Raw genomic sequence first — 20,703 nt, forward strand, 5'->3', positions numbered from 1 at the left:
CGGAGCGCGGAATCCGCGGGCCGACCTTAGCGACCCTCTCCCGCCACATCGATGACCACCGAGCCACGCTTGCGCCCGGTGTCTACATACCGGTGCGCCGCCGGCAGCTCCTCGAACGCGAACCACCGGTCAATGACGGGGCGGAGTGTGCCGCTTGCCGCGAGCTCTGCGATCCGCTGCACATCGCTGGCGCGCTCGCTGACGGGCCCGGCAATCACGCTATAGTTGCCGAGCGACTGCCAGGGCGCGGAGAGGATTGCCGGGAGGTCGGCGAGCACCGCGAGCAGGCGACCGCCCGGACGCAGCGCCAGGCGACTGCGGGCGAAGGGCGCGGTGCCGACTGCATCGACGATGATGTCATAGCGTGGCCCGCCCAGCGTGAAGTCTTCGCGCGAGTAGTCGATCACGTGCCGCGCGCCGAGCGATCGCACGAGCTCCGCGTTGGCGCCACTGCACACCGCCGTGACCGCTGCGCCCTCAGCGACCGCGAGCTGGATGGCGGCGACACCGACCGCACCAGACGCGCCGTTCACCAGCACCTGCTCGCCCGGCGCCAGGCGCCCGCGTCGGTAGAAGTCGAGCATGGTCGTCGCGCCGAAGGGAAGCGACGCCGCCTCTGCGAAGCTCAAGCTCGCCGGCTTCAGCGCGAGCGCTGCCGTCTCGCGGACCACGAGCAGCTCGGCGTGCGCCCCAAGGTTCGCGCTCATGCCGAACACTTCGTCGCCCAGCGCGAATCGCGTCACGCCCGCCCCGACGCCAATCACCTCGCCGGCGAATTCGGAGCCCAGCACCGGCTGACGCGGTGCCTGGCCTCCGAGGGCAAGGCGCATCACCTGTCTGAAGCCGCGGGGCACATTGAGGCCACGGATACGGCAGTCTGCCGAGGTCACCGTGCAGGCGCGCACACGCACGAGCAGGCTGCCGGGCTTCGGTACGGGGTAGGGCAGCTCACGCAGAGCCAGGACATCTGGCGAGCCGTACTTGGTCACGACAAACGCGCGCATGCGGGTCCTACGCAGGCGCGCGTCTGTGGGATTCGCCATCCGGAACCGCGTCAGGCGCCGTCTTTTCGTAGGGTCACGGCCACACCGACCATCCAGATCGACTGCACCAGCACGATGAGCCCGTAACGATGGATGTCGAGCGGCAGCAGGTTGAACAGCGCGCCGAACGTGCCGATGGCGCCGATGACGAGTCCAAACGTGGCGAGCCCCCGCGGAAAGGCGCCCGCCGTGCGCATCGCCGCCGACCAGCTCAGGATCGCGACGCCGGTGAAGATCACGGAGATCTGCGCGAACACCTGGTTGTAGGTGTGCGAGAGGTACCACTGCTGCATCACGCCCGGCTTGTCGGCCGCTGCGACCTCGACGAGGATCTCCGCGAGGCGCGGCGCGACGAGCCCGCTCATCGCCGCCGCGATGATGATCGCGAACGCCGACAGTGCGTAGGACGCGAAGCCGAGTCCCGCCAGCGCGGGGCGGTCGCGGAGGCGCCAGCTCAGGATGCCCATCGCGGTCAACAGCAGCGGCTGCGCGAGAAGCGCCAGCAGGTGTGTGCCGCAGGCAATCACGTTGCCCCCGCCTGCCTCGGCGTCGGCGAGTACCGACGATCCCGTCGGATGAAAGGCCATCGTCAGGAGTGAGGCGACGATGCCGGCGTAGATCATCGTGCTGGCGTGGCGGCTGGCGGTCATTCGGGAGTCCTCGAGATGCATGGATGAGCGTCTAGTTCTGGCGTCGGCAGGTCGCAGCCGGCCGTAGCTCCGACTCGGGTCGGATCGCCTGCACGTTGAGCAACTGCACGGTCGCCGGTTCGGTGGGTGCGAGCGTGATACCCACCAGCAGATCGCCACGCGCGCAACGCATCCGCCAGCGGCCGCGCAGCGCGTTCTCCACCACGAAGGGCCCCTCGTTACGGCACTCACCGCCCGCCTCACGCACGCGCGTCGCGATCAGCGCCTGCCGCCGCTCCGCCGATTCATCGCGGAACAGGTTCATCGCCGCCAACGAGTCGGCTAGGGGCGTGGACCACTGCTGCACCAGGCGCGTGACCTGCGCGCGGCGCGTCTCGAGCACCGGCGCCGGCTGCAGCTCGCGCCGCACTAGGCCACCCGTCTCACGCAGCATCGTAATGGCCTGCTCCACGATCGGCGTCCACGGCGTGTAGGTCAGGCTGCCCAAGGCGATGATGCCCACGCCTTCCTCCGGCAACCAGCGCATGATGGAGCCGTAGCCCGGCAGGCCACCGGTGTGCGACACATTCACGCGGATATCGCAGTTCTCGCTCACGCGGAGACCATAACCATAGCCGCCCGCATTCGACGCGATGGACCCGGCGTTCACGAAGGTCGAGAGCCCGCTGTAGCGCTGGATCTGCTGCATCTCGCGCCTCGAACTGCGTGACAGCGGTCCGGCATCAGCGCCATCACGCGAGGGCCAAGCGTCCAGCATGAACGCCACCCAGCGCGAGAGATCCGCCGGCGTCGTCAGCATACCGCCCATCACGCCAAATGCCCCGTCGGGCAGCGGCGGCTCAAGCTTCCAGCTGCCGTCCTCCAGGCGATATCCATACGCCAGCCGCTCTGCCGGCACATCGGCGGATTCCAAATACGTGTGCCGCATGCCCAACGGCAGCAGGATGCGCTCACGCAGGTACTGCGCGTACGGCATGCCAGCCACGTTGCGCACGACGCGCCCGAGGATCGCGAAGCCGTAGTTCGAGTACTCGTAGGCCGTGCCAGGCGTCGTCGAGAAGGGAATCCCGCTGCGCATCATGGCGCTGAAGGCCTCCTCGCTGGCATCCAGCTGCTGGTCACCCCAAGGATTGTCCTCGGGGAAGCCCGCGGAATGCGTGAGCAAGTGCCGGATCGTGATCTTCGGTGCATCGCCGCTCGCGTAGCGCAGGCTTCCCAGCTCGGGCACGTAGCGCTCGGCGGGGTCATCCAGCGAGAGCTTGCCGGCATCGCGCAGCTGCAGGATGGCCACGGCCGCGAAGCTCTTGCTCATCGAGGCAATGCGGAACACCGTCGCCGTGTCCGTCGCGGCACGCTGCTCCACGTTGCGAAGCCCACCGGCGACCACGTGTTCGAGGCGGCCATCAATCACGATGCCATAGGCCCAGCCCGGCACGCGCTGCTGCTCGGCGAAGCGCCGCATGAGCGAGTCGATGCGCGGGATCGCCGTGCGCAGCTTTTCGCGCCGCGCAGGGTCCGCAAAGCGCGCAGGCGGCGCGATGGAACTCATCGCGCCGCCCGGGAGGGACGTCTGGGACTGCGCCGCGCTCAGCCGCGCGGTGGAGAGTTCGGCGACGCCGAGCCCGAGGAGGAGCAATAGTGGATGCTTGCGCATCCCCTATTGTGTACGTCCGTGGAGCAGGTAGGGAAGGGTCCACTCACGCCAGTCGTTGGCGCGGCGGGCGTTCCGCTCCGTCCAGCGCGCGGCAACCGCCGTGCGCAGCTCCGTCGCCCGCGGCTCGCCAAGTCGCTCGGCGGCGCGCTCAAGCGCCGGGAGCGCATCGGCGGACAGCGTGGCGTGATACGCGATGTCGAAGTCCAATCCGCGTTCGGCGCGGCGCACATTGGTCTCCACGACCCAGCGCTCGGGGTTCGCGAGGTTCAGCAGGCCCAGCCAGACGGCCGAGATCGCCAGCACGCCACGCGCAAAGCGCAGCCGCTCACCGCGCAGCACCGTGAACGCGAACCAGCCGAGCACGGCCGCGACCCACACGAGCACGGCCAGCGCCATCACGCGGTCTTCCGTGAGTCCGTAGAAGCCCAAGTACAGCGACAGGCGCATGAGGGCCGAGACGAGCACCGCGGCGACGAGTGCAATCAGAATGCCGCCCAGCGTGCGGAAGCTGCGGCGCGCTGACTCCGCGCCGCGCACGAGCAAATCGTCGGTCACCAAGAGCACGGCCAAGACCATGCCGGCGATCACGATCAACTCGAAGAATCCGTTGCGCGCATACTCCGCGACCGTCACGCCAGAGGTCGCGGCGACGTAGGCCGCGCCGCCGAACATCGCACGCACCTGCAGGCCGATCCACGCGCTGAGTAGCAGCGTGAGACCGCCGAGCGCGGGGAGGAAGGTCGAGAGCGGAAGTTCCCACGTCTTCCGGAAGCGAGTGCCGTCAATCGCCAGCGGCACGAGGGAGCCACGCAGTGCGCCGGCCGAGATCCACGCCGTGGCCAGCGTCACGCCGATGTGCTCGGCCAGCGTGGTATCGAGCAGCGCGCCGGCTTCGTCGAGGAAGCCGGCGAACAGCGGATCTGCCGAGGCCAACAGGCCGGTGACCATGAGCAGCACGGGCAGTGCGACGATCGCGCCGATGCCAAAGGTCTTGTAGTTGCCCTTCACCTGCTCGCCGAGCGCGCTGGCGTTGGCGTCGCGCATCAGCAGCGTCGGCGTGCCGCCGGCCAGGCTGGCCACGGCCGCCACGCCACCGATCAGCGCATCGCGCGGTTCGAGCTGCGCGACGGAGCGGCCCAGCGCACGCCAGGCCACCAGCAGCAGCGTGATGAACAGCGCGAATCCATTCAGGGCATAGAGTATGGGCGCCTCGCGCAGCACGAGCAGGAGAACCAGTGCGGCCGCGGCGCCGATGATGAGTGTCCGCTCACGCTCGCGCTGCAATAGAAGCGCGGCGCCCAGCGCCACGAGGCACCACACGGCGAAACCGGCGCGCGGTTGGTGCGCGCGGAAGAGATAGTCCGCGAGCAAGCCGAGCGCGAGCGCGGTCGGCAGGATGAGGCGGGCGAGTGCGGGGGTCATACGCGCTGTGGCTCCTTGACGCCGCCGAAGCGGCGGTCGCGTGAGGCGAAGTCGGCGAACACGAGGTCGAGATGCTCGCTGGTCAGGTCGGGGAAGTTCACGTCGAGGAAGGCGAGCTCGGCGTACGCGCTCTCCCAGAGCAGGAAATCGCTGAGCCGCCGCTCGCCGCCGGTGCGGAGCAGGAGGTCGACATCGGGCAGGCGTTCGTCGCCGCGCTCGATGGCGGCGCGGCTCGAGTAGTCCACCGCGACGCGCAGATGCATGCGCGTGCCGTGGGCGGTGCGCGCTTCCGCCATCTCGAAGGCGGCGACGAGCTCCGCCGGCAGGCGATCGCGACGGCCGAAGATCGTGAGGCGGATGCCGTTGCGCACCAGCGCGTCGACCTGGCGATCCAGATGCGAGGCGAAGAGGTCGAAGAGAAAGCCGACTTCCTCGCGCGGGCGCTTCCAGTTGTCGCTGGAGAACGCGTAGAGCGTGAGATGCTGCACGCCGGCGCGGACGCAGTGCGCGACGACTTCCTTCACCGTATGCGCGCCGCGGACATGCCCCATCCAGCGTGGGCGGCCGAGGCGCGACGCCCAGCGGCCATTGCCGTCCATGATGATGGCGAGATGGCCGGGAACCTTGCGTGCCTTGCTCATGCGCCTCCCACGCGCTTGATCAGCGCTTCCATGTGCCCGAGATAGCGCTCGAGTGCCTTGCGGCCCGCGGCCGTCAGGCGGTACTCGGTGCGCGGGATGCGGCCATCGAAGCCCTTCTTGCAGGCGATGTAGCCCGCTTCCTCGAGCTTGCGCGCGTGCACCGAGACATTGCCGTCCGAGGCGTCGAGCATGGCCTTGAGGTCGTTGAAGGTCAGCGACTCGTGCACGGCGAGGGCGCTCACGATCGCCAGGCGTAGGCGCTCGTGAATGACCTTGTCGAGCGCGATGGGAATCGAGGAATCACCGTCCACGGCGGTCAACGTCGTACCCTCCTCGCGCGGCGCCTTGGCCCGCGCCCGTACCGCACTGCCGTCACGCTTAGCCACCGTGCCTCCGTGCGATCAGCAGGCCGAAACCGACCTGCAGTCCTCCGAAGCCGAGCGCCATCATCAGGTCGCCGTCGAGGGCGGGGATGAAGAGCGCAACGGCGCCGAGGATGATGAAGCCGAGCCCCATGATGGGCACGGCGCGAATGGAAAACGCCCCGGCGGTCGTGATGCCGAGGCCGTAGAGCAAGAGCCACATCCCGGGCAGCACGCGCTCGGCGATGCGCGGGTCGATGCCGGGCACCGAGACGTCCGCCAGCGCGAGCGTGAGCACCGCGCCCACCAAGAGCGCCGGCAGCAGGCTGAGCAGGAACTTCCGCGCCGGCACGTTGAGCAGCGCGCGGCGTTCGTCGCCGGCGTCGACCACGCGGCGACGCATCTTCCGCCACATCAGGGCGCCGCTCAGCGAGGCGGCCGCCGCGGCTGCGGCGAGCCACATCGCCAACCAGCGCTCGGGTGTCGGCTGTCGGTCGGCGAGGAAGGCGGTCGCGAAGGCAATCACGCCCGCGACCACCAGACCCCAGCCGGGCACGTCGGTGAACGACGCCGCGCCTTCCATGGTCCGGCGGATGAACGAGAGGTCCTGCAGCGCCTTGTCGTGAAGGGCGGGGGGCTGGCTCATCGCGCGGCCTCCCGCGTGCTTGTCCGGGCGCGCTCAAGCTCGGCGGCCGCGATGGCGGCGTCGGCGTTGCGGAGCAGGAGCTCTTCCTCGCTGCGCACGCCTGGGGGCAGCACGCGGTCGGCGATTTGTGCCAGCGTCAGCGTGAGGCCGCCGGCGATGCCGCCGAAGAGTCCGGTGAAGATCGCGTCGTCGGTGATGTCGCTCCACGGGAGCAGCCCCTCGCCGCCGAGGAGTCGCAGGGTCTGCAGGGCCAGCGGCACGAAGAGGCCGATGCCGACCGCCGAGCCCAGCGTGAAGGGCAGGCGCCGGATCTCGGCGAGTCGGCGGCCGGTGAAGCGGAGGCCCACGGCGATGGAGAACGCGGTCCCGCAGATGCCGCCCCAGACGCCGATGCGGATGGCCATGCCCACGCCATCGAGGAATCCGATGCCCTCGGGCGAGAAGCCGAGGAAGAGGCGGGCGGTCATCAAGGCGAGGCTCGCCGTGAAGAAGCCGGCGCCCCAGAGGACGGCGTTCTGGGCGGCGGCGCGGAGTCGTTTGCGGAACGGGATCGAGGGCATCGGCACGCGGGGGCGGGGAGTCCGTCAAGCACTTTGTACTACAAAGTGCAGCGTCCCGCCCGGCGTGTCAAGGCAGCCGATACACCGACACCACGGTCTCCCCGAAATCCAGCCGCTTCGCCCCAGGCGGCAACGAGTGCCCCCGCTCGTGCTCACAGACCAGGATCGGCGCGAAGCGCTTCGCCTGCCAGGACTCGATCACGCGGTCGAGCATGCGCGAGCCATAGGGCGGATCCACGAAAACGACGTCATACGCGCCTTCGTCCAGCACCGCGGCGAAGGGCAGGGCGTCCTTCTTGAAGACGCGCGTGCGCTCGCGGAGCTTGAGCTTGATGATGTTCGACTTGAGCGCGCTTAGGGATGTCGGACGCGTCTCGACGAAATCGCAGCGCCGCGCCCCGCGCGAGATCGCCTCGAGACCGAGGGCGCCCGTGCCCGCAAAGAGGTCGAGGCAGGACTTGCCCTCGAGCTCGCCCGCCAGATGCTCCATCAGCCCCGCCCGCACGTGCTCCGCCGTCGGCCGCACCCGGAAGTCTGCAGGGGACGTGAGGTCACGATTCGCGAACTTGCCGCCGACGATGCGCATGGGTGGAACCTAGCGGGTCCACGGCCCAGATTGCCCGCATGAGCCTGCGCACCCCGCCCGCCAACCTCCCGGAAATCGAAGCCCTGCTCGGGGAGATCGCGCGCGCCCCGCAGGAGGTCTCGGGCGACTACCTGGGTCGCCTGGTGGCCTTGCTGCGGCCCGGCCGCGTGCAGGGCGCGGCGGAGGCGGCCGCGCCATTCGAAGGCTTCATCGCGCTGCTCGACGAGCGCCCCGCGATGGCCGAGGCCCTGTCGGCGCACCTGCGCCAGGTGCTGCTCTCGCGCATGCACCGCACCTTGTATGCCGAGTCGGGCATCCTCACGAGCACGGGCTTCCTCACGGGCTTCTGGCAGCGGCTGCTGGGCCGTCTGCTGCCCCCGGCCGTGGACCACGACTTCCTGCGGGACTTGGTCGCCGAGGTGTTCGACGAGCCGCACGACGGCGAGTGGATCGCGCAGGTGCCGTACGAGACCTGGGACCATCTCCTCGAGCGCTTGGGCTGTTTCGGCGAGGCCTTTGCCCCGGTGCGTCGCCATATCCGGCAGGAGTTGTTGGAGGCCATGCGTCTCGTCGGCCACCGGCTGGCGGCACTCGGCATGGATCCCGCCTTGGTGCGCTACGCGCCGGCGCTCGCGCGGCACGAGTCGCCGTTCCTCGCGCAGAGCGATGAAGTGAAGGACCTCATCGCGCTGCAGGCGAATCCCGCCACCGCGCCGGCGTACGACGGGCACCTCGAGGTACTCCTCGGCCACTGCACCGACTTCGTGGCGCAGATCCGCCGCAAGTCGCACGAGACGGGCGTGGGCGTCACGCTGGTGTTCGTGCTCGCGCGCATCGAACAGCTGGTGGCGCGCATGCGCCTGCTCCGACTCCTCGCCGTGCCCGACGCCAAGGAGACGGCGACGGGGACGCGGACGCGGGCCGTCCAGTTCATGGCCACGCTGATCCGCGCCGAGAACCGGCGCAATCGCTTCGGGGAGATCTTCGACGGCACCACGCAGCTCCTCGCGCGCCGCGTGACGGAACACGCCAGCAAGTCCGGCGAGCACTACGTCACCGAGACGCGCGCCGAGTACAAGGAGATGTTCCGCGCGGCGGCGGGCGCAGGGCTCATCGTCGCGGTGATGGCGCTGACCAAGATCCTCACGTCCAAGCTCGGGCTGCCCGGCTTCTGGCAGGCCGTGGCGTTCTCGCTCATCTATGGATTGGGCTTCGTGCTCGTGCACGTGCTGCACCTCACGATCGCCACCAAGCAGCCGGCCATGACCGCGGCGACGATTGCTGCCGCGCTGGACGGGACGCCGGACAAGGACGCACGGTTGGACCGCATCGCCGGGCTGGCGGCGCAGGTCAGCCGCACGCAGTGGGTGAGCATCGCCGGCAACGTGGCCATCGGCTTCCTCACCTCACTGGCCATCGCGATGGTCGGCGCGGAGTTCCTCGACTGGAATCCGATCGGACAGGCGAAGGCCGAGCACCTGCTGCACGAGCTGCATCCGTGGCGGAGCCTCGCCCTGTTCCACGCGGGAATCGCCGGCGTGTATCTGTTCATGAGCGGCCTGATCAGCGGCTACTACGACAACCAGTCGCTCTTCCACCGCGTGCCGGAGCGCATCCGCCGGGTGAAGTGGATGAAGCGCCTCTTGGGTGCGAAGCGCGTGGACAAGATCGCGCGCTACGTCGAGTACAACCTTGGCGCGCTGGCCGGCAACTTCCTCTTCGGCTGCATGCTTGGCGCCACCGGGACGGTGGGGGCGTTCTTCGGCTTGCCCGTCGACATCCGCCACGTGTCGTTCTCGTCGGCGAACCTCGCGTACGCGCTCACGGCGCTCGACTTCCAGGTGGGCTGGCAGGTGATCGTCGTGAGTGCGGCCGGCGTGTTGCTGATCGCGCTCGTGAACCTCGTGGTGAGCTTCATCCTCGCGCTGCGGGTCGCGCTCAAGTCGCGCGGGATCGGTGCCGAGGGAACGGCCGGCCTGACGCGGCGCGTGTACGAGCGGTTCCGGGCATCACCGCGGGAGTTCTTGTTGCCGCCGCGGGCACGCGAGGGCGGGGCACCCTAGCGGGTCCTCGGGGCGCCCCGCATATTCGCGTCGGTCGTCGCCAGCCGTCGCCCCTCCTCCGCCCCTGATGCCCGCCTCATCCGTCGCTGCTGGCTCGTCCGATCGACAGCGTGAGGGGGCGCTCCTGCGCCTGTCGACGGGAATCGCGGCGGCGGACTCCGAGGCGGCGATTTGCCGGGCCGTCGTGGACGGCCTGCACGATGCCGCGCTCGGATTCGACTTCGTCGCCGTGCTGCTGGTCGATCGCGCAACGGGCGACCGCGTGGTGGCTGCCTCGCGGGGGTCCTCGGACACGCCGGTCGGATTGCGCGTCCCACCGGGCTCCGGCCTGAGCGAGCTGCCGCTGCTTGATGGGCGCCTGCACTACACCCCGCAGGTCACCACGGACACGCGCTACCTGCCGACGCGCAACGAGGGGTCGGAAGTGGACGTGCCCCTGCTCGTGAACAAACAGTTGGTCGGCGTGCTGGTCGTGGAGAGCAACCGGCACCACGCCTTCGGGACCGACGACTTCGAAGTATTGCGGGCCGCCGCGCACCAGACGGGCATCGCCATCGGCCGCGAACGCCTGCTGCGTGACGAGCGCCGCCGCGCCGACGAGCAGGAGGCCCTGCGGGCGACCATTGCCGACCTCTCGGCGCGGCTCGAGCTCGCCGACCTGCTGCAGGCCGTGCTGGAACGCGCGATCCAACTGCTGAAGGTCAGCCACGGCGAACTGGCGATCTTTGACCGCGATCGCGATGAGCTCGAGATCGTCGCGAGTTACCATCCCGGGCGGCGCGACACCACGGGCACACGCATGAAGGTCGGCGAAGGCGCGATGGGGCACGTCGCGCTCACGCGCGAACCGTACATCATCCCGGATTACCAGGCGTGGGTCTCGCGCTCGGAGCAGTATGCGCAGGCGGACTTCCACGGCGTGATGGTCGCGCCGCTGCTGATGGGGCGGCAGTTGGTCGGCGCCATCGCGTTCATGGACCAGGACGCCGCGCGCCGCTTCGGCGCCGACGATCTCCGCCTGCTCGACCTCTTCGCCCCTCAGGCGGCGGTGGCGATCGAGAATGCCCGCCTCTTCTCCGCGGAGCGGCGGCGGGCGGAGGAACAGCAGGCACTGCTCGACACCATGCAGGACCTCGCCGGGCAACTCGAGCTCTCGCGCGTGCTGCAGCGCGTGCTCGACCGCGCTGTAGGCTTGCTCCACGTCACCGGTGGCGAGCTCGCCACCTTTGATGACGCGACCGGCGACCTCGTGATCGTCGCCAGCCACAACATGGGGGCGAACGCCGTCGGGACTCGCATTGCCCTGGGCGAGGGCGCGATGGGCCGGGTGGCGCAGACCCGCGAGCCCCTCATCATCCCGCGCTACCAGGAGTGGGAGGGACGGTCCGCGCAGTATGGGCAGACGACCGTACAATCCGTGATCGCCGCGCCGCTGCTCATCGGGAACCGACTCCTCGGCGTGATCGCCAGCGTGCATTCGGATCCCGGTCGCAACATCGGCGAGCCCGACCTACGCCTCCTCGAGCTGTTCGCACCGCAGGCGGCCATCGCGATCGAGAATGCGCGCCTCTTCACGCAAGCCCAGCATCAACAGCAGTACTTCAGCGATCTCGTCGCCAACAGCCCCGTGGCGATCGTGACGCTGGATCGCGCGCACAACGTGGTCAGCTGCAATCCCGCCTTCGTGGAGCTCTACGGCTACAGCGAGGCGGAAGTCATCGGGCGTCAGCTCGATGAACTCATCACGTCCGAGCAGGACCGCGCCGAAGCCATCAAGTACACCGACGAGGCCTTGGCGAGCCGGCCGGTGCGGGCGATCGCCCGGCGTACGCGCAAGGACGGCAGCCTCGTCGACGTCGAGGTGCTGGGGGTGCCGGTCGTCGTGGACGGGGAGCTGGTGGGGCTTATGGCGCTCTACCATGACGTCACTGCGCTGCTGAAGGCGCGGCGCGACGCCGAAGCCGCCAACTCGGCCAAGAGCGACTTCCTGGCGAACATGAGCCACGAGCTGCGCACGCCGTTGAATGCGATCATCGGCTACAGCGAGATGCTGGAAGAGGACGCCGTCGACCGCGGCGCCGCCGACGCCGTCACGGACCTGCGCCGCATCCACGCTGCCGGCCACCACCTGCTGGCGCTCATCAATGACGTGCTGGATCTCTCGAAGATCGAGGCCGGCAAGATGGAGCTGCACCTCGAGACCTTCGACCTCCGGCCGGCCATCGACGCCGTCGCGTCCACGGTCGGGCCGCTGGTGGAGAAGAACGGCAATCGCCTGGTGCTCGACCTCGCTCCGACCCTCGGCGAGATGCACGCCGATGTCACCCGCGTACGCCAAGTGCTGTTCAACTTGCTGTCGAACGCCAGCAAGTTCACCGAGCGCGGCACCATCACGCTCTCCGGCGCACGCCAGAACGTCGCGGGGCGCGACTGGATCGAGCTGCAGGTGCGCGATACCGGGATCGGGATGACGCCCGAGCAGCTCGGGCGCCTCTTCAACGCCTTCGCGCAGGCGGAGTCCTCGACGGCCAAGAAGTACGGCGGCACCGGGCTCGGCTTGGTCATCAGCCGCATGTTCTGCGAGATGATGGGCGGCACCATCCACGTCGAGAGCACCGCAGGGGTCGGGACCACGTTCCATGTCCGTTTGCCGGCGATGGTGGAAGATCCGGCCGCGGCGCCGGTCCCGGTGGTGGCGCACGAGGGCACGGGCGACGCGGGCACCGTCCTCGTGGTCGACGACGACGCCGCGACCCGCGACTTGCTCGTGCGCACGCTCGCCCGCGAAGGGTACCGCGTGCTGCAAGCCGCGGATGGCAGCACCGGACTTGCCCTCGCCCGCAGCCACCGGCCAGACGTGATCACGCTCGATGTCGTCATGCCGGGGCTCGACGGCTGGGAGCTGCTGTCCGCGCTCAAGGAAGATCCCGAGATCGCGGGCATTCCCGTCGTGATGCTGACCATCACCGATGATCGCAACCTGGGCTTCGCGCTTGGCGCGTCCGAGTACCTGACCAAGCCGCTCGAGCGCGACAAGCTCACCGCCGTGCTGGCGCGCTACCGCAAGACGTCGGGTGCGCGGGTACTGGTCGTGGAGGACGATGCCGACACGCGCGCCATGGTGCGGCGCTCGCTGGAGAAGGACGGATGGTCCATCGCGGAGGCGTCGAACGGCCGCGTCGGGCTTGAGCAGGTCCACGCCATGCGCCCGTCCCTCGTGCTTCTCGATCTCATGATGCCCGAGATGGACGGGTTCCAGTTCCTCGAGGCGCTGCGCGCCGACGCCGCCAACGCCAACATCGAGGTCGTGGTCATGACGGCCAAGGTGCTGACCGCCGAGGACCGGCGGCTACTCGCCGGGGGTGTGCAGCGCGTGCTGGAGAAGGGCGAGCACAACGAGGCCTCGTTCCTCGCGGCGATCCGCGCACACATCGCGGCCTAGCGTCGCTTCGCGACGCGCGGGCATCAGGTCGGCTTGTACACGGCCATGCCCGCTGCCGCCATCGCCAGCAGCGGCAGCATGAGCAGCAGCGGACGCGTCGCCGCGCGCATGCGATAGGGAAGTGCGGCGGCGACCGCGAACACCGTCCACAGCCCAAGCTTCACCCACAGCCACAGCGGGAACCCGCTGCCATGCGCAAAGCCGATGCGCGCCAGCAGCCCGAAACCGCCGAGCAGGATGAGGAACACGCCGAAGCCGTGCATGCCGATCAACAGCTTGCGGGCGGCGTTCTCCGCCTTCATGCCGCCGTTGAGCGCGTGCACGGTCATGCCGCCCAGCGCCGTGAGGGTGAGGGCGATGCCAAGCACATGCACGAGCTTGTAGAACGCGTACGGCAGCATCGCCCTGGCTCCTGGGGATTAGAAGAAGAACGCGAAGCGCCCGCCGCTCGACCCGAGCGAGCTGAAGCGCTGGTTCACGATGGTGTTGTAGATAGACCCAAAGGTATAGCGCACGCCGATGTTCGCGCGGATGCGGAAGCCCGTCTGCAGCGCTTGGCGCTGGAGGAGGATCTCCTCCTCGGTGTTGCCGGCCGCCGGAAGGTAGATCTGGTCGCGCACGCGGGCGGCTTCGCCGTTGACGTTCAGCGAGAAGCCGCGGCCGAGGCGCAGGTCGGCGTTCGTCGTGAAGGTCAGCGCGTGGCGGTTGAAGTCGTGCAGGTAGTTCAGCCAGTCCAGCGACATGTTCAGCGTGCCCCACTGCTGCCGCGAGACCACCGAGGCCGTCAGTTGCTGCGAGTAGCGCAGCTCGGAGGTTTCGTCGAAGACCGTCTCGCGCTGATAGTCGTAGTAGTTGGGGCCCACGTTGTAGAGGAGGGTCAGCTGGCGACGCGTCTGCTCCGTCCACGGGAAGTAGTTGTACTCGATGGCGGGCTGGAGGCGGATCGCCGCGTCCTGGTTGAGGAAGTCCGAATAGCCGGCGCCGACCTTCATGCCGGCCGACCAGTGGCTGGACAGCGACTTCACGATCAGCGAGTTCAGGTTGTACGTGCGCTGCTCGTTGGTGACCGTGAACGCGGGACGCGTGGTGGTGGCGGGAATCTTGAACTTCTGCTCGTTAATGTTGCCGCTCACCGAGAAGTTGAGCTTCCAGTCGGCGGTGCTGCGATTGGCGGAGAGCGAGAGGGATCCGATGACGCGCTGCTGCCGGTCTTCCGCGTTGACGTTTCCGTTGAAGTTCGTGCTGTACGTCCAGAGGTTCCACGGATCGCGCAGGCTGGCGGCACTCGGGCTTTGGCCCCGCTGGCCGTTGGCCGGCGCGGCGTAGGCCACCTGCACCCGCGCGGCGATGGGCGACCGCGCCACATAGCGCGTGAGGCCGAGCTTGAGCACCCGCGCCAGTTCGCGGCGCATGCGGTCGTCCGCGTCGTTCGGCAGCGTGTTCAGCGTGAGCGTGTCGCTCATGCCCTGGAAGCGGTTGCGGCCGATGAACGTGATGGTGTATTCGATGCCGCCGCCGCCGTTCGTGAGCGCCTGCGCGAGCACCAGCACATCGGCGTCGAAGCGGTCGCGCATCCAGTTCACGAAGTTGATCTCTTCGGTGAGGAAGGCGCGGTCGCAGCCGCGGGCGCGTCCTTGACAGTCCAAGAAGACGCGGATGGCCTGGGACTGCAGGGTGGACGAGTCCGGTCCGGCAGCAGGACGCCGGCCGGCGCCGGGCGGCGGGCCCATCGGGCGGGTCGGGGCTTGGGCGGCGAGACTGACGGGCAACACGACGGCCGCGGCCAGGCGGGCGCGGCGAAGGGTGGCGAGCATCGGTGGCGAAGGCTGTGGAGGACTGCGAAGGTGGGACCCACAGCCGCTCTCAACGCCGGAGCCCGTCCGGCGGTGCCCAGCCCGTTGGCCTACCGCAGGTCGATCGCGTGCGAGGTGATGTCGCCGTCCTCGGACTCGATGCGCAACCGGTACCGGGCCGGGCCCGCGAAGTTCAGCCGGAAGAAGCCTTCTCGCTCCGCGCCCGCCGCGAAGTCCGTGAACGCCAACGCCTCGGGACAGAGGACTTCCGTGAGCTGCATCCATTCCTCGCCGCCCCAGAGGTCCACGTACACGACAAGGCTCTCGCCGCAGTGCTGCAGCGCGACGGCACGGCGGCCGGTATTGCGCACCACGAAGGCGACGTCGGTCGGGCCCGGTTCAACGAAGGTGACCGTGCTGGGGACCTCGATGCGGATGCTGCGCAGCGGATCGAGGGGGTCGTCGGCGCAGCCGGCGAGGAGCAGGGCGCTGAGGAGGACGGAGACGAGTGTGCGGGGCATCATGGGAGCGTTGGGGGGACGCCGCATGATATGCCCCGGGGACGGCCGATGGGAAGCGCTTGGCGGGCTGGCCTACGGCGCCCACTCGTACACGCGCATCCAGTCGTCGCTGGGCAGCGCGAGGAACCCGAAGACTGCGCCCGCTATGGTACCATAGCCCGCGCCGAGTATTCCGATGAAGAAGGCCATGCCGGCGCCATCAGCCGCGCCGAGCAGCGCGAACGCGCCGAATCCCATCACGGCGCCAAAACCAGCGCCACGTCCCGCACCCCTGAGGCGGTTTGCGCCGGTACTGAGGTCCACGCTGCGAATGTCCGAGCGCAGCCGCCGCGCCGCCGGGCGATTCCGATTGGTCTCGACTACGAGCGTGTCGCCGAGGCGACCCATGAAGCGTCCGACGACTTCCGGCTGCCCTCCACCGCCCGTACGCACGCGCACCCGGGCGCCCCAGGGAATGTCCAGCCATGGCGCCGCGTCCATCGTATCCGTTCGCGCCGTCGCGGCGATGCTGCCGCCCTCCGTGGTGCTGTCGCGGCTTGCGTCACGGCTTGCGTCACGGCTTGCGTCGCGGCTTGCGTCGCGGCTTGCGTCGCGCGGCAACGACGCAGCCGCCGAACCGTCGGCAGACCGAGCAAGGTCAAAGTGAAGCACCGGCTCTGGGAACGCACGGCTCGCGCCGGTCATGACGTCGAGCGGCATGGAGATCAGCGCGTACGGGCCGAAGATCAGGTTCCAATAGAACGCCGCCGCGGTCTCCGTCGGATACACGGCGAGCGTCTCGGCGGCCATGCCCGGACGCGTGACCGTCAGGACGTGGGGCGACTTACGCGCGAGCTTCGTGGTGATTGGGGTGACGCCGATCGAATCGTTGTCCACCACGACCGTCGCGCCCGTGGGGTTGCTGGTGACCACGATGCCCTGCGTGGTACCGCTAGTGAGCGTCGCACAACCGGGCAACAGCACGACAGCGGCGACTGACAATCCATGCATGCACATGCGTCGGAGGACGACGCGCGCTGACCTGCGTGCTCGGGAGGGATGACTGGCATGGATGGGCACGTGGGGCACAGGGGGAAATCCTCGGCGCCGCGGACGAATCCGCAATAGGCCGCTCGCTACGAGCCCTAGGTCGTTTGCTGGCCCAGACCGTGACATATTGGGAAGGATGCGCATCGCTCGGCTCCTCCTGACCCTGGCGTTCATCGCCCCAGCCCTCGGCGCCCAGTCGCCAGGGGCCGAGTCGTTCGTGCGTCAGACGCTGCAGGTGATGCCCTTCTACCACGAGACGGACCGCCGCGAAGGCTTGCGCCTTGCTGGCGAAATGCGCGGCGCCCTGCTGCGCTTGGCGGACCGACGGCAGCTCAATGTGGTGGACTCCGACTCCGCGGTGCGCATCCTCGCGGTGGGGGGCCTGCAGCGTCCGGAGCTCGCGCGCGCCCAGGAAGTCGGATGGGTGACGCGCATCTCCCGTGCTGACGAAGTACTCCGAGCTTACGTCCGCTCCCGGGGTGACACGTTGGTCGTGCGCGCGGAACTCAGCCTCGTGCGCGATCCGCGCATGCGCGAACCACTGCCCACGGTCCGCGGGGTGGGTCGCGAAGCCACGGCGACAGCCCTCGCCCGCGCGGTCGTGCAGGCCCGCGCCCAGATGGACCTGCTGCGCAGCTGCGAGAACCATGCGCGCGAAGGGCGGTTCGATGCCGCCGCGCGCGCGGCGACGCAGGCCATCGCGCGCTCCCCCAATGCGGTGCTCGCCCGCACCTGCCTCATGCGCGTCGCCGCGACGCAGTCGGTGCCGGCGGATTCCGTGATCCGGCTGGCCGAGTGGATCATGGCGCGGGACTCGGTGAGCATCATCGCGACCACTCTGCGGGCGCAGGCCATCACGGCCATCGCACGCGCCGCTCGCGGGGATGCCGCCGCCGCACGCAGCCGCGCCGTCGCGGCGTGGGGTCGCGTGCTCGCGCTGCGGCCCGATTCCGCGGATCTGGGCGCCGAGGCTGTCGAGTCGTTCCTCACGCTCTCGCGCCCACGCGATGCGCTGGCCGCGCTGGATAGCGTGGACCATCTGAACCCGTCGGAGATTCGGTATCCCCGCCTGCGCTTCCGCGCGCTGCACACCTTGGCGCGCTGGCCGGAGGCCGCGGCGCTCGGCGACTCGCTCGAGCGCGTGGATGTGGGGTTCGCCGGAGATCCCAACTACGCGCTCCGGTATATAGAAGCGCTGGCCATGCGCGGGGATACCATCCGCGCCGTGGCCAAGAGCGCGCGCTCCGTCACCGAGCATCCGGAGGACGGGCGACTCTACGTCCAGTACGTCGAGTTGATCTCGGGCGAGAACGCCGCGGCGCTCACCCGCGGCCTGGCGCGCTTCCCGTCGCTGGCCCCGCTCCGCGTCGTGGCGGCGCAGCGCGCCCGCGCGCGCGGCGACGCCGGCGCGGAGCGCAGTGCACTCTCGCAGGCGCTGGTCGCCGACGCCACGCTCGGCCCCGCGTATCTGCGGCTCGCGGAGCTCTGGTACCAGGAGGGGCGGCCCGACAGCGCGCTGGTCGTCTTGGCGCAGGCACCGCGCAGCGGCGAGGGCACGATGATGCTGCGCACCTACCTCGTCGGACGCGGCCTCGAGGCGTTGCGCAGCGCGGTGGACAGCGTGCCGGACACCTACACGCATGCCGTGGCCTTCCTCGCCTTGGCCGACAGCGTCGATTCCGGCGAGGACTCGCGCAGCCTCTTGGTCGCGGCCACGCTGCAGCAGGCGCGGGCGCACCTCGTGGTGGGCGCGTCTGGTCGTCAGTGCGATCCGATTCGCGTCGCGGATTCCGATCTCGCGCTGGCCAGCCGGTTCTTGGAGCGCGGGGTCGGGCAGGGCAGCGCGGCGACCGAACTGCACGAGGCGCACGCGGGGCTGCGTTCAGCCGTCGATGAGGCCGCACGCGTGCTCTGTTCGTCCGCGGGCTAGCGCCCGCCGCCCACCGGGAAACCTGTTGGGGGTCTCCGGCGTATCAGGGGGCACACACCCTCCCTGAGGATCCCGGATGCGCTTCTCTGCCGTACGCCAGTCGCTTGCCACGCTCGCCATCGCTGCCGCTCTCCCGCTTGCTGCGCAGGCACAACAGGACGAGTACCTCCTCGGCGGCGGCCCCCGCGACTTCGGTGGCTTCGGCGGCCCGCTCTACCGCGTGACCGGCGTGGCTGGCGAGACCATGTCCCTGGGCGGTGGCGGTGGCGCGTTCCTCGTCAACCGCCGCTTCGCCATCGGCGGCATGGGTGTCGGGGGCACCACGAACGTGGATGCGATCATCGGCGGGCTGCCCGTGCGCGGCGAGATGGATTTCGGCTACGGTGGCCTGACGCTTGAGGTCATCACGCGGCCGTCCAAGCTGGTGCACGCGACCTACGGCGTGATGCTGGGCGGCGGTGGCGTGTCGGTGTGGCCCGATGACCGGCGCCCGCGCAATGTCTCGGATGAGACCGAGACCTTCGGCGTGGCGGAACCGCAGATCGGTCTCGAGATGAATGTCATCCGCTGGATGCGCATCGGCGTGACGGGCGGCTATCGCTTCGTGTTCGGCGCCGAGGATGCGCGGCTGGTGAACGACAACTTGAGCGGCGCCAGCGGCTCGCTGGTCTTCCGCTTCGGCAAGTTCTAGACGCGCATCACGGCAGCGCCATGCGAAGGCGCGCCCGGCCACCCGTCGCGGTGAAGAAGCCGGGCGCGTCGGCGTTGGAGAATCCGATCTGCGCCGGCAGCGGGACTTCCGTTTCACCACGCGCCGCCGCCGCATCGAAGAACGCCATCTCCGCCGGGCTCAGCAACCGGAACGGCGAGAGGATGACCGTGACCACCCGGAACTCGCGCGGAGCCGTGGCGTGTGATGGCACGCGCGGGCCGTGCGCCGTCACGTAATCACTGATCGTGAACGGCGTCACCGGGAACACCGCCCCCGTCGTCAGCGCCGAGAATGCAGTAGTTGTCGGGAGAATCATGCCGGGCGGCACCGAGTCGGGCGGCAGCAGGCCCATCGCGTAGAGATCGAAGGGGTCGAAGTACGCAGGCGCCGGCAGCGGCAACTGCGTGACGCGCGCGGTGCCGTTGCCGAGGTCCGTCAGTTGAATGGGAAAGTCGCCGCCGACCCCGCCGGCCATGGAGAACCCCATGAGGCCGCCGGCCATCGTGGACATCGGCCAGTGCGGGCGCCCGGACGCGAGCGCGGGATGCGTGCCGAAGTTGATCCAGCGATGGCCGATCTCGTGCAGCGTCGCCTTCTCGGCGGCGTCGAAGTACGAGTCGATCGGATACGAGATCGCCCCGAGGACGCGCGGACCCGTGCCCCAGGTCGACGAGAAGTCGAAGACCGAGTGCCCGAGGCCGGTGATGTCGTTGCGGATCGACTGGTAGTTGCGGTTGTTCGCCGTCGAGACGTTGGCGATGACCGCGATGAAGTCGAAGTCGGAGGACCCGAGGCGCGCGATGGCTCGCGCCACGACGTTCGGCGTGGCGTTCACGGAGACTTCGTCGTGGCGCAGGTTCAGGAGGTGCGCCGAGCGCTGGGCATCGGCCCCGAGCGCCGTGATGCTCACGTCCGGATGCGCCGCTTCGCGGAAGTTGACCGTGAAGTTGACGCGGCGCAGCCGCAGGCCCCCCGCGTCAAATTCGTCGAAGAATCCAATGAACGAACGCAGGCTGCGGGGGCGATACCCCGCGATCAGCTCGGCGTGCGGCACGGCGATGGTGAAGGCGCCGAAGCCCAGCGGGTACATCGGACGTACTTCGTTGAGGCGCGTGACGTAGTCCATGCGCTGCACGTTCGCGGGCCGCCGGACGATGATGCGCAGGGGTCGCGGGACGGCGATCTCGACCGCCCGCGGCAGGGCCATCTGGTAGCTGTCGGGAAGTCCATCTGGCAGGAAGAACACCACGCTGCGCCGCACGCTGTCCGGCCGCGCGATCAATGACGCCGTGACGACGACCGAGTCGCCCGACGGTGCGGCAGGCGCGGTGTACCGTCCGGGCGCGGTAATGCGGCCGACGACGTCGTTGCCGCCGACCACGCCGTTCACGGACCAGACGTAGGCGGCGGGGTTGCCGTTCATGAGGGTCTGCGTCCCGCCGGGGATGACGCCCGCGTGTGCCGGCATGAAGACGAGGGTATCGTCCCCGGTCGGCGGCGACACCTCCAGCAACGCGTCCGCGCAGCCGCTCGCAACGAGCAGCAGGAGGTTCAGCGCGAGAAAGCGGCGGGAGCGCATATGTGTCGTCGATACGATTTGCGGGCGTATCGCGCAAGAGTGCCTAGGGCGGCGACCCTGGCTAAGTTCC

The 20,703-nt window shown here is 69.3% G+C and carries 18 protein-coding genes; 4 read left to right on the top strand and 14 right to left on the bottom strand.

The features are described from left to right. Positions 1-26: 26 nt before the first annotated feature. The 9 genes from Strain318_RS05690 to Strain318_RS05730 all read right to left on the bottom strand — a co-directional run bounded on the left by Strain318_RS05690 (position 27) and on the right by Strain318_RS05730 (position 7,564). A complete protein-coding gene (locus tag Strain318_RS05690) occupies positions 27-1,004 on the bottom strand; it encodes an NAD(P)-dependent alcohol dehydrogenase (RefSeq protein ID WP_367887551.1) in 978 nt (325 codons plus the stop codon). Between the two features lie 50 nt (positions 1,005-1,054). Further along, the gene (locus Strain318_RS05695) at positions 1,055-1,693 is read right to left on the bottom strand and encodes a hypothetical protein (RefSeq protein ID WP_367887552.1); all 639 of its coding nucleotides are present in this window, start codon (positions 1,691-1,693) and stop codon (positions 1,055-1,057) included. Positions 1,694-1,724: 31 nt separating this feature from the next. Next, a complete protein-coding gene (locus Strain318_RS05700) occupies positions 1,725-3,347 on the bottom strand; it encodes a serine hydrolase domain-containing protein (RefSeq protein ID WP_367887553.1) in 1,623 nt (540 codons plus the stop codon). Between the two features lie 3 nt (positions 3,348-3,350). Beyond that, the gene (locus Strain318_RS05705) at positions 3,351-4,769 is read right to left on the bottom strand and encodes a DUF4153 domain-containing protein (protein ID WP_367887554.1); all 1,419 of its coding nucleotides are present in this window, start codon (positions 4,767-4,769) and stop codon (positions 3,351-3,353) included. Beyond that, on the bottom strand, positions 4,766-5,410 hold the full coding sequence (uppS, locus tag Strain318_RS05710; RefSeq protein ID WP_367887555.1) for a polyprenyl diphosphate synthase: 645 nt from the start codon (positions 5,408-5,410) through the stop codon (positions 4,766-4,768). The genes Strain318_RS05705 and uppS overlap by 4 nt, the downstream gene beginning before the upstream one ends. Continuing rightward, positions 5,407-5,796, bottom strand: a complete 390-nt coding sequence (locus Strain318_RS05715; protein ID WP_437436315.1) for a winged helix-turn-helix domain-containing protein — start codon at positions 5,794-5,796, stop codon at positions 5,407-5,409. The genes uppS and Strain318_RS05715 overlap by 4 nt, the downstream gene beginning before the upstream one ends. After that, positions 5,789-6,418: a hypothetical protein gene (locus Strain318_RS05720; protein WP_367887556.1), complete on the bottom strand. Its 630-nt coding sequence runs from the start codon at positions 6,416-6,418 to the stop codon at positions 5,789-5,791. The genes Strain318_RS05715 and Strain318_RS05720 overlap by 8 nt, the downstream gene beginning before the upstream one ends. Next, the gene (locus Strain318_RS05725) at positions 6,415-6,984 is read right to left on the bottom strand and encodes a hypothetical protein (RefSeq protein ID WP_367887557.1); all 570 of its coding nucleotides are present in this window, start codon (positions 6,982-6,984) and stop codon (positions 6,415-6,417) included. Before Strain318_RS05725 ends, Strain318_RS05720 begins: the two co-directional genes overlap by 4 nt. Before the next feature lie 61 nt (positions 6,985-7,045). Further along, a complete protein-coding gene (locus tag Strain318_RS05730; RefSeq protein WP_367887558.1) occupies positions 7,046-7,564 on the bottom strand; it encodes an RsmD family RNA methyltransferase in 519 nt (172 codons plus the stop codon). A gap of 38 nt (positions 7,565-7,602) precedes the next feature. Here Strain318_RS05730 and Strain318_RS05735 point away from each other — a divergent pair, with 38 nt between their 5' ends. Next, the gene (locus tag Strain318_RS05735) at positions 7,603-9,627 is read left to right on the top strand and encodes a site-specific recombinase (RefSeq protein WP_367887559.1); all 2,025 of its coding nucleotides are present in this window, start codon (positions 7,603-7,605) and stop codon (positions 9,625-9,627) included. A gap of 67 nt (positions 9,628-9,694) precedes the next feature. Further along, on the top strand, positions 9,695-13,069 hold the full coding sequence (locus tag Strain318_RS05740; protein WP_367887560.1) for a GAF domain-containing protein: 3,375 nt from the start codon (positions 9,695-9,697) through the stop codon (positions 13,067-13,069). A gap of 23 nt (positions 13,070-13,092) precedes the next feature. On the opposite strand, the gene Strain318_RS05745 is transcribed toward Strain318_RS05740, so the two are convergent. From Strain318_RS05745 to Strain318_RS05760, 4 genes are all read right to left on the bottom strand, one after another. Beyond that, complete coding sequence (locus tag Strain318_RS05745) at positions 13,093-13,470, bottom strand: hypothetical protein (protein WP_367887561.1); 378 nt, start codon at positions 13,468-13,470, stop codon at positions 13,093-13,095. 18 nt (positions 13,471-13,488) lie between these two features. Continuing rightward, positions 13,489-14,883 carry a hypothetical protein gene (locus Strain318_RS05750; RefSeq protein ID WP_367887562.1) on the bottom strand — a complete coding sequence of 465 codons (1,395 nt, stop codon included), beginning with the start codon at positions 14,881-14,883 and terminating at the stop codon, positions 13,489-13,491. 89 nt (positions 14,884-14,972) lie between these two features. Continuing rightward, positions 14,973-15,386 carry a hypothetical protein gene (locus Strain318_RS05755; RefSeq protein ID WP_367887563.1) on the bottom strand — a complete coding sequence of 138 codons (414 nt, stop codon included), beginning with the start codon at positions 15,384-15,386 and terminating at the stop codon, positions 14,973-14,975. Positions 15,387-15,455: 69 nt separating this feature from the next. After that, positions 15,456-16,373 (bottom strand): PEGA domain-containing protein, encoded by a 918-nt coding sequence (locus Strain318_RS05760; RefSeq protein WP_367887564.1) that lies wholly within the window; start codon positions 16,371-16,373, stop codon positions 15,456-15,458. Positions 16,374-16,548: 175 nt separating this feature from the next. On the opposite strand from Strain318_RS05760, the gene Strain318_RS05765 reads away from it, so the two are divergent. After that, positions 16,549-18,342 carry a tetratricopeptide repeat protein gene (locus Strain318_RS05765; RefSeq protein WP_367887565.1) on the top strand — a complete coding sequence of 598 codons (1,794 nt, stop codon included), beginning with the start codon at positions 16,549-16,551 and terminating at the stop codon, positions 18,340-18,342. 76 nt (positions 18,343-18,418) lie between these two features. Next, positions 18,419-19,033, top strand: a complete 615-nt coding sequence (locus Strain318_RS05770; RefSeq protein ID WP_367887566.1) for a hypothetical protein — start codon at positions 18,419-18,421, stop codon at positions 19,031-19,033. Between the two features lie 7 nt (positions 19,034-19,040). On the opposite strand, the gene Strain318_RS05775 is transcribed toward Strain318_RS05770, so the two are convergent. Beyond that, positions 19,041-20,633 (bottom strand): hypothetical protein, encoded by a 1,593-nt coding sequence (locus tag Strain318_RS05775; RefSeq protein ID WP_367887567.1) that lies wholly within the window; start codon positions 20,631-20,633, stop codon positions 19,041-19,043. Positions 20,634-20,703 lie beyond the last annotated feature (70 nt).

This window comes from Pseudogemmatithrix spongiicola, from assembly GCF_030623445.1.
GTDB lineage: Bacteria > Gemmatimonadota > Gemmatimonadetes > Gemmatimonadales > Gemmatimonadaceae > Pseudogemmatithrix > Pseudogemmatithrix spongiicola.

What these genes read in the sequence shown, in the direction of transcription:
- Strain318_RS05690 (WP_367887551.1), bottom strand. Translation starts at nt 1,004, where the DNA reads ATGCGCGCGTTTGTCGTGACCAAGTACGGCTCGCCAGATGTCCTGGCT.
- Strain318_RS05695 (WP_367887552.1), bottom strand. Translation starts at nt 1,693, where the DNA reads ATGACCGCCAGCCGCCACGCCAGCACGATGATCTACGCCGGCATCGTC.
- Strain318_RS05700 (WP_367887553.1), bottom strand. Translation starts at nt 3,347, where the DNA reads ATGCGCAAGCATCCACTATTGCTCCTCCTCGGGCTCGGCGTCGCCGAA.
- Strain318_RS05705 (WP_367887554.1), bottom strand. Translation starts at nt 4,769, where the DNA reads ATGACCCCCGCACTCGCCCGCCTCATCCTGCCGACCGCGCTCGCGCTC.
- uppS (WP_367887555.1), bottom strand. Translation starts at nt 5,410, where the DNA reads ATGAGCAAGGCACGCAAGGTTCCCGGCCATCTCGCCATCATCATGGAC.
- Strain318_RS05720 (WP_367887556.1), bottom strand. Translation starts at nt 6,418, where the DNA reads ATGAGCCAGCCCCCCGCCCTTCACGACAAGGCGCTGCAGGACCTCTCG.
- Strain318_RS05730 (WP_367887558.1), bottom strand. Translation starts at nt 7,564, where the DNA reads ATGCGCATCGTCGGCGGCAAGTTCGCGAATCGTGACCTCACGTCCCCT.
- Strain318_RS05735 (WP_367887559.1), top strand. Translation starts at nt 7,603, where the DNA reads ATGAGCCTGCGCACCCCGCCCGCCAACCTCCCGGAAATCGAAGCCCTG.
- Strain318_RS05740 (WP_367887560.1), top strand. Translation starts at nt 9,695, where the DNA reads ATGCCCGCCTCATCCGTCGCTGCTGGCTCGTCCGATCGACAGCGTGAG.
- Strain318_RS05745 (WP_367887561.1), bottom strand. Translation starts at nt 13,470, where the DNA reads ATGCTGCCGTACGCGTTCTACAAGCTCGTGCATGTGCTTGGCATCGCC.
- Strain318_RS05750 (WP_367887562.1), bottom strand. Translation starts at nt 14,883, where the DNA reads ATGCTCGCCACCCTTCGCCGCGCCCGCCTGGCCGCGGCCGTCGTGTTG.
- Strain318_RS05755 (WP_367887563.1), bottom strand. Translation starts at nt 15,386, where the DNA reads ATGATGCCCCGCACACTCGTCTCCGTCCTCCTCAGCGCCCTGCTCCTC.
- Strain318_RS05760 (WP_367887564.1), bottom strand. Translation starts at nt 16,373, where the DNA reads ATGCATGGATTGTCAGTCGCCGCTGTCGTGCTGTTGCCCGGTTGTGCG.
- Strain318_RS05765 (WP_367887565.1), top strand. Translation starts at nt 16,549, where the DNA reads ATGCGCATCGCTCGGCTCCTCCTGACCCTGGCGTTCATCGCCCCAGCC.
- Strain318_RS05770 (WP_367887566.1), top strand. Translation starts at nt 18,419, where the DNA reads ATGCGCTTCTCTGCCGTACGCCAGTCGCTTGCCACGCTCGCCATCGCT.
- Strain318_RS05775 (WP_367887567.1), bottom strand. Translation starts at nt 20,633, where the DNA reads ATGCGCTCCCGCCGCTTTCTCGCGCTGAACCTCCTGCTGCTCGTTGCG.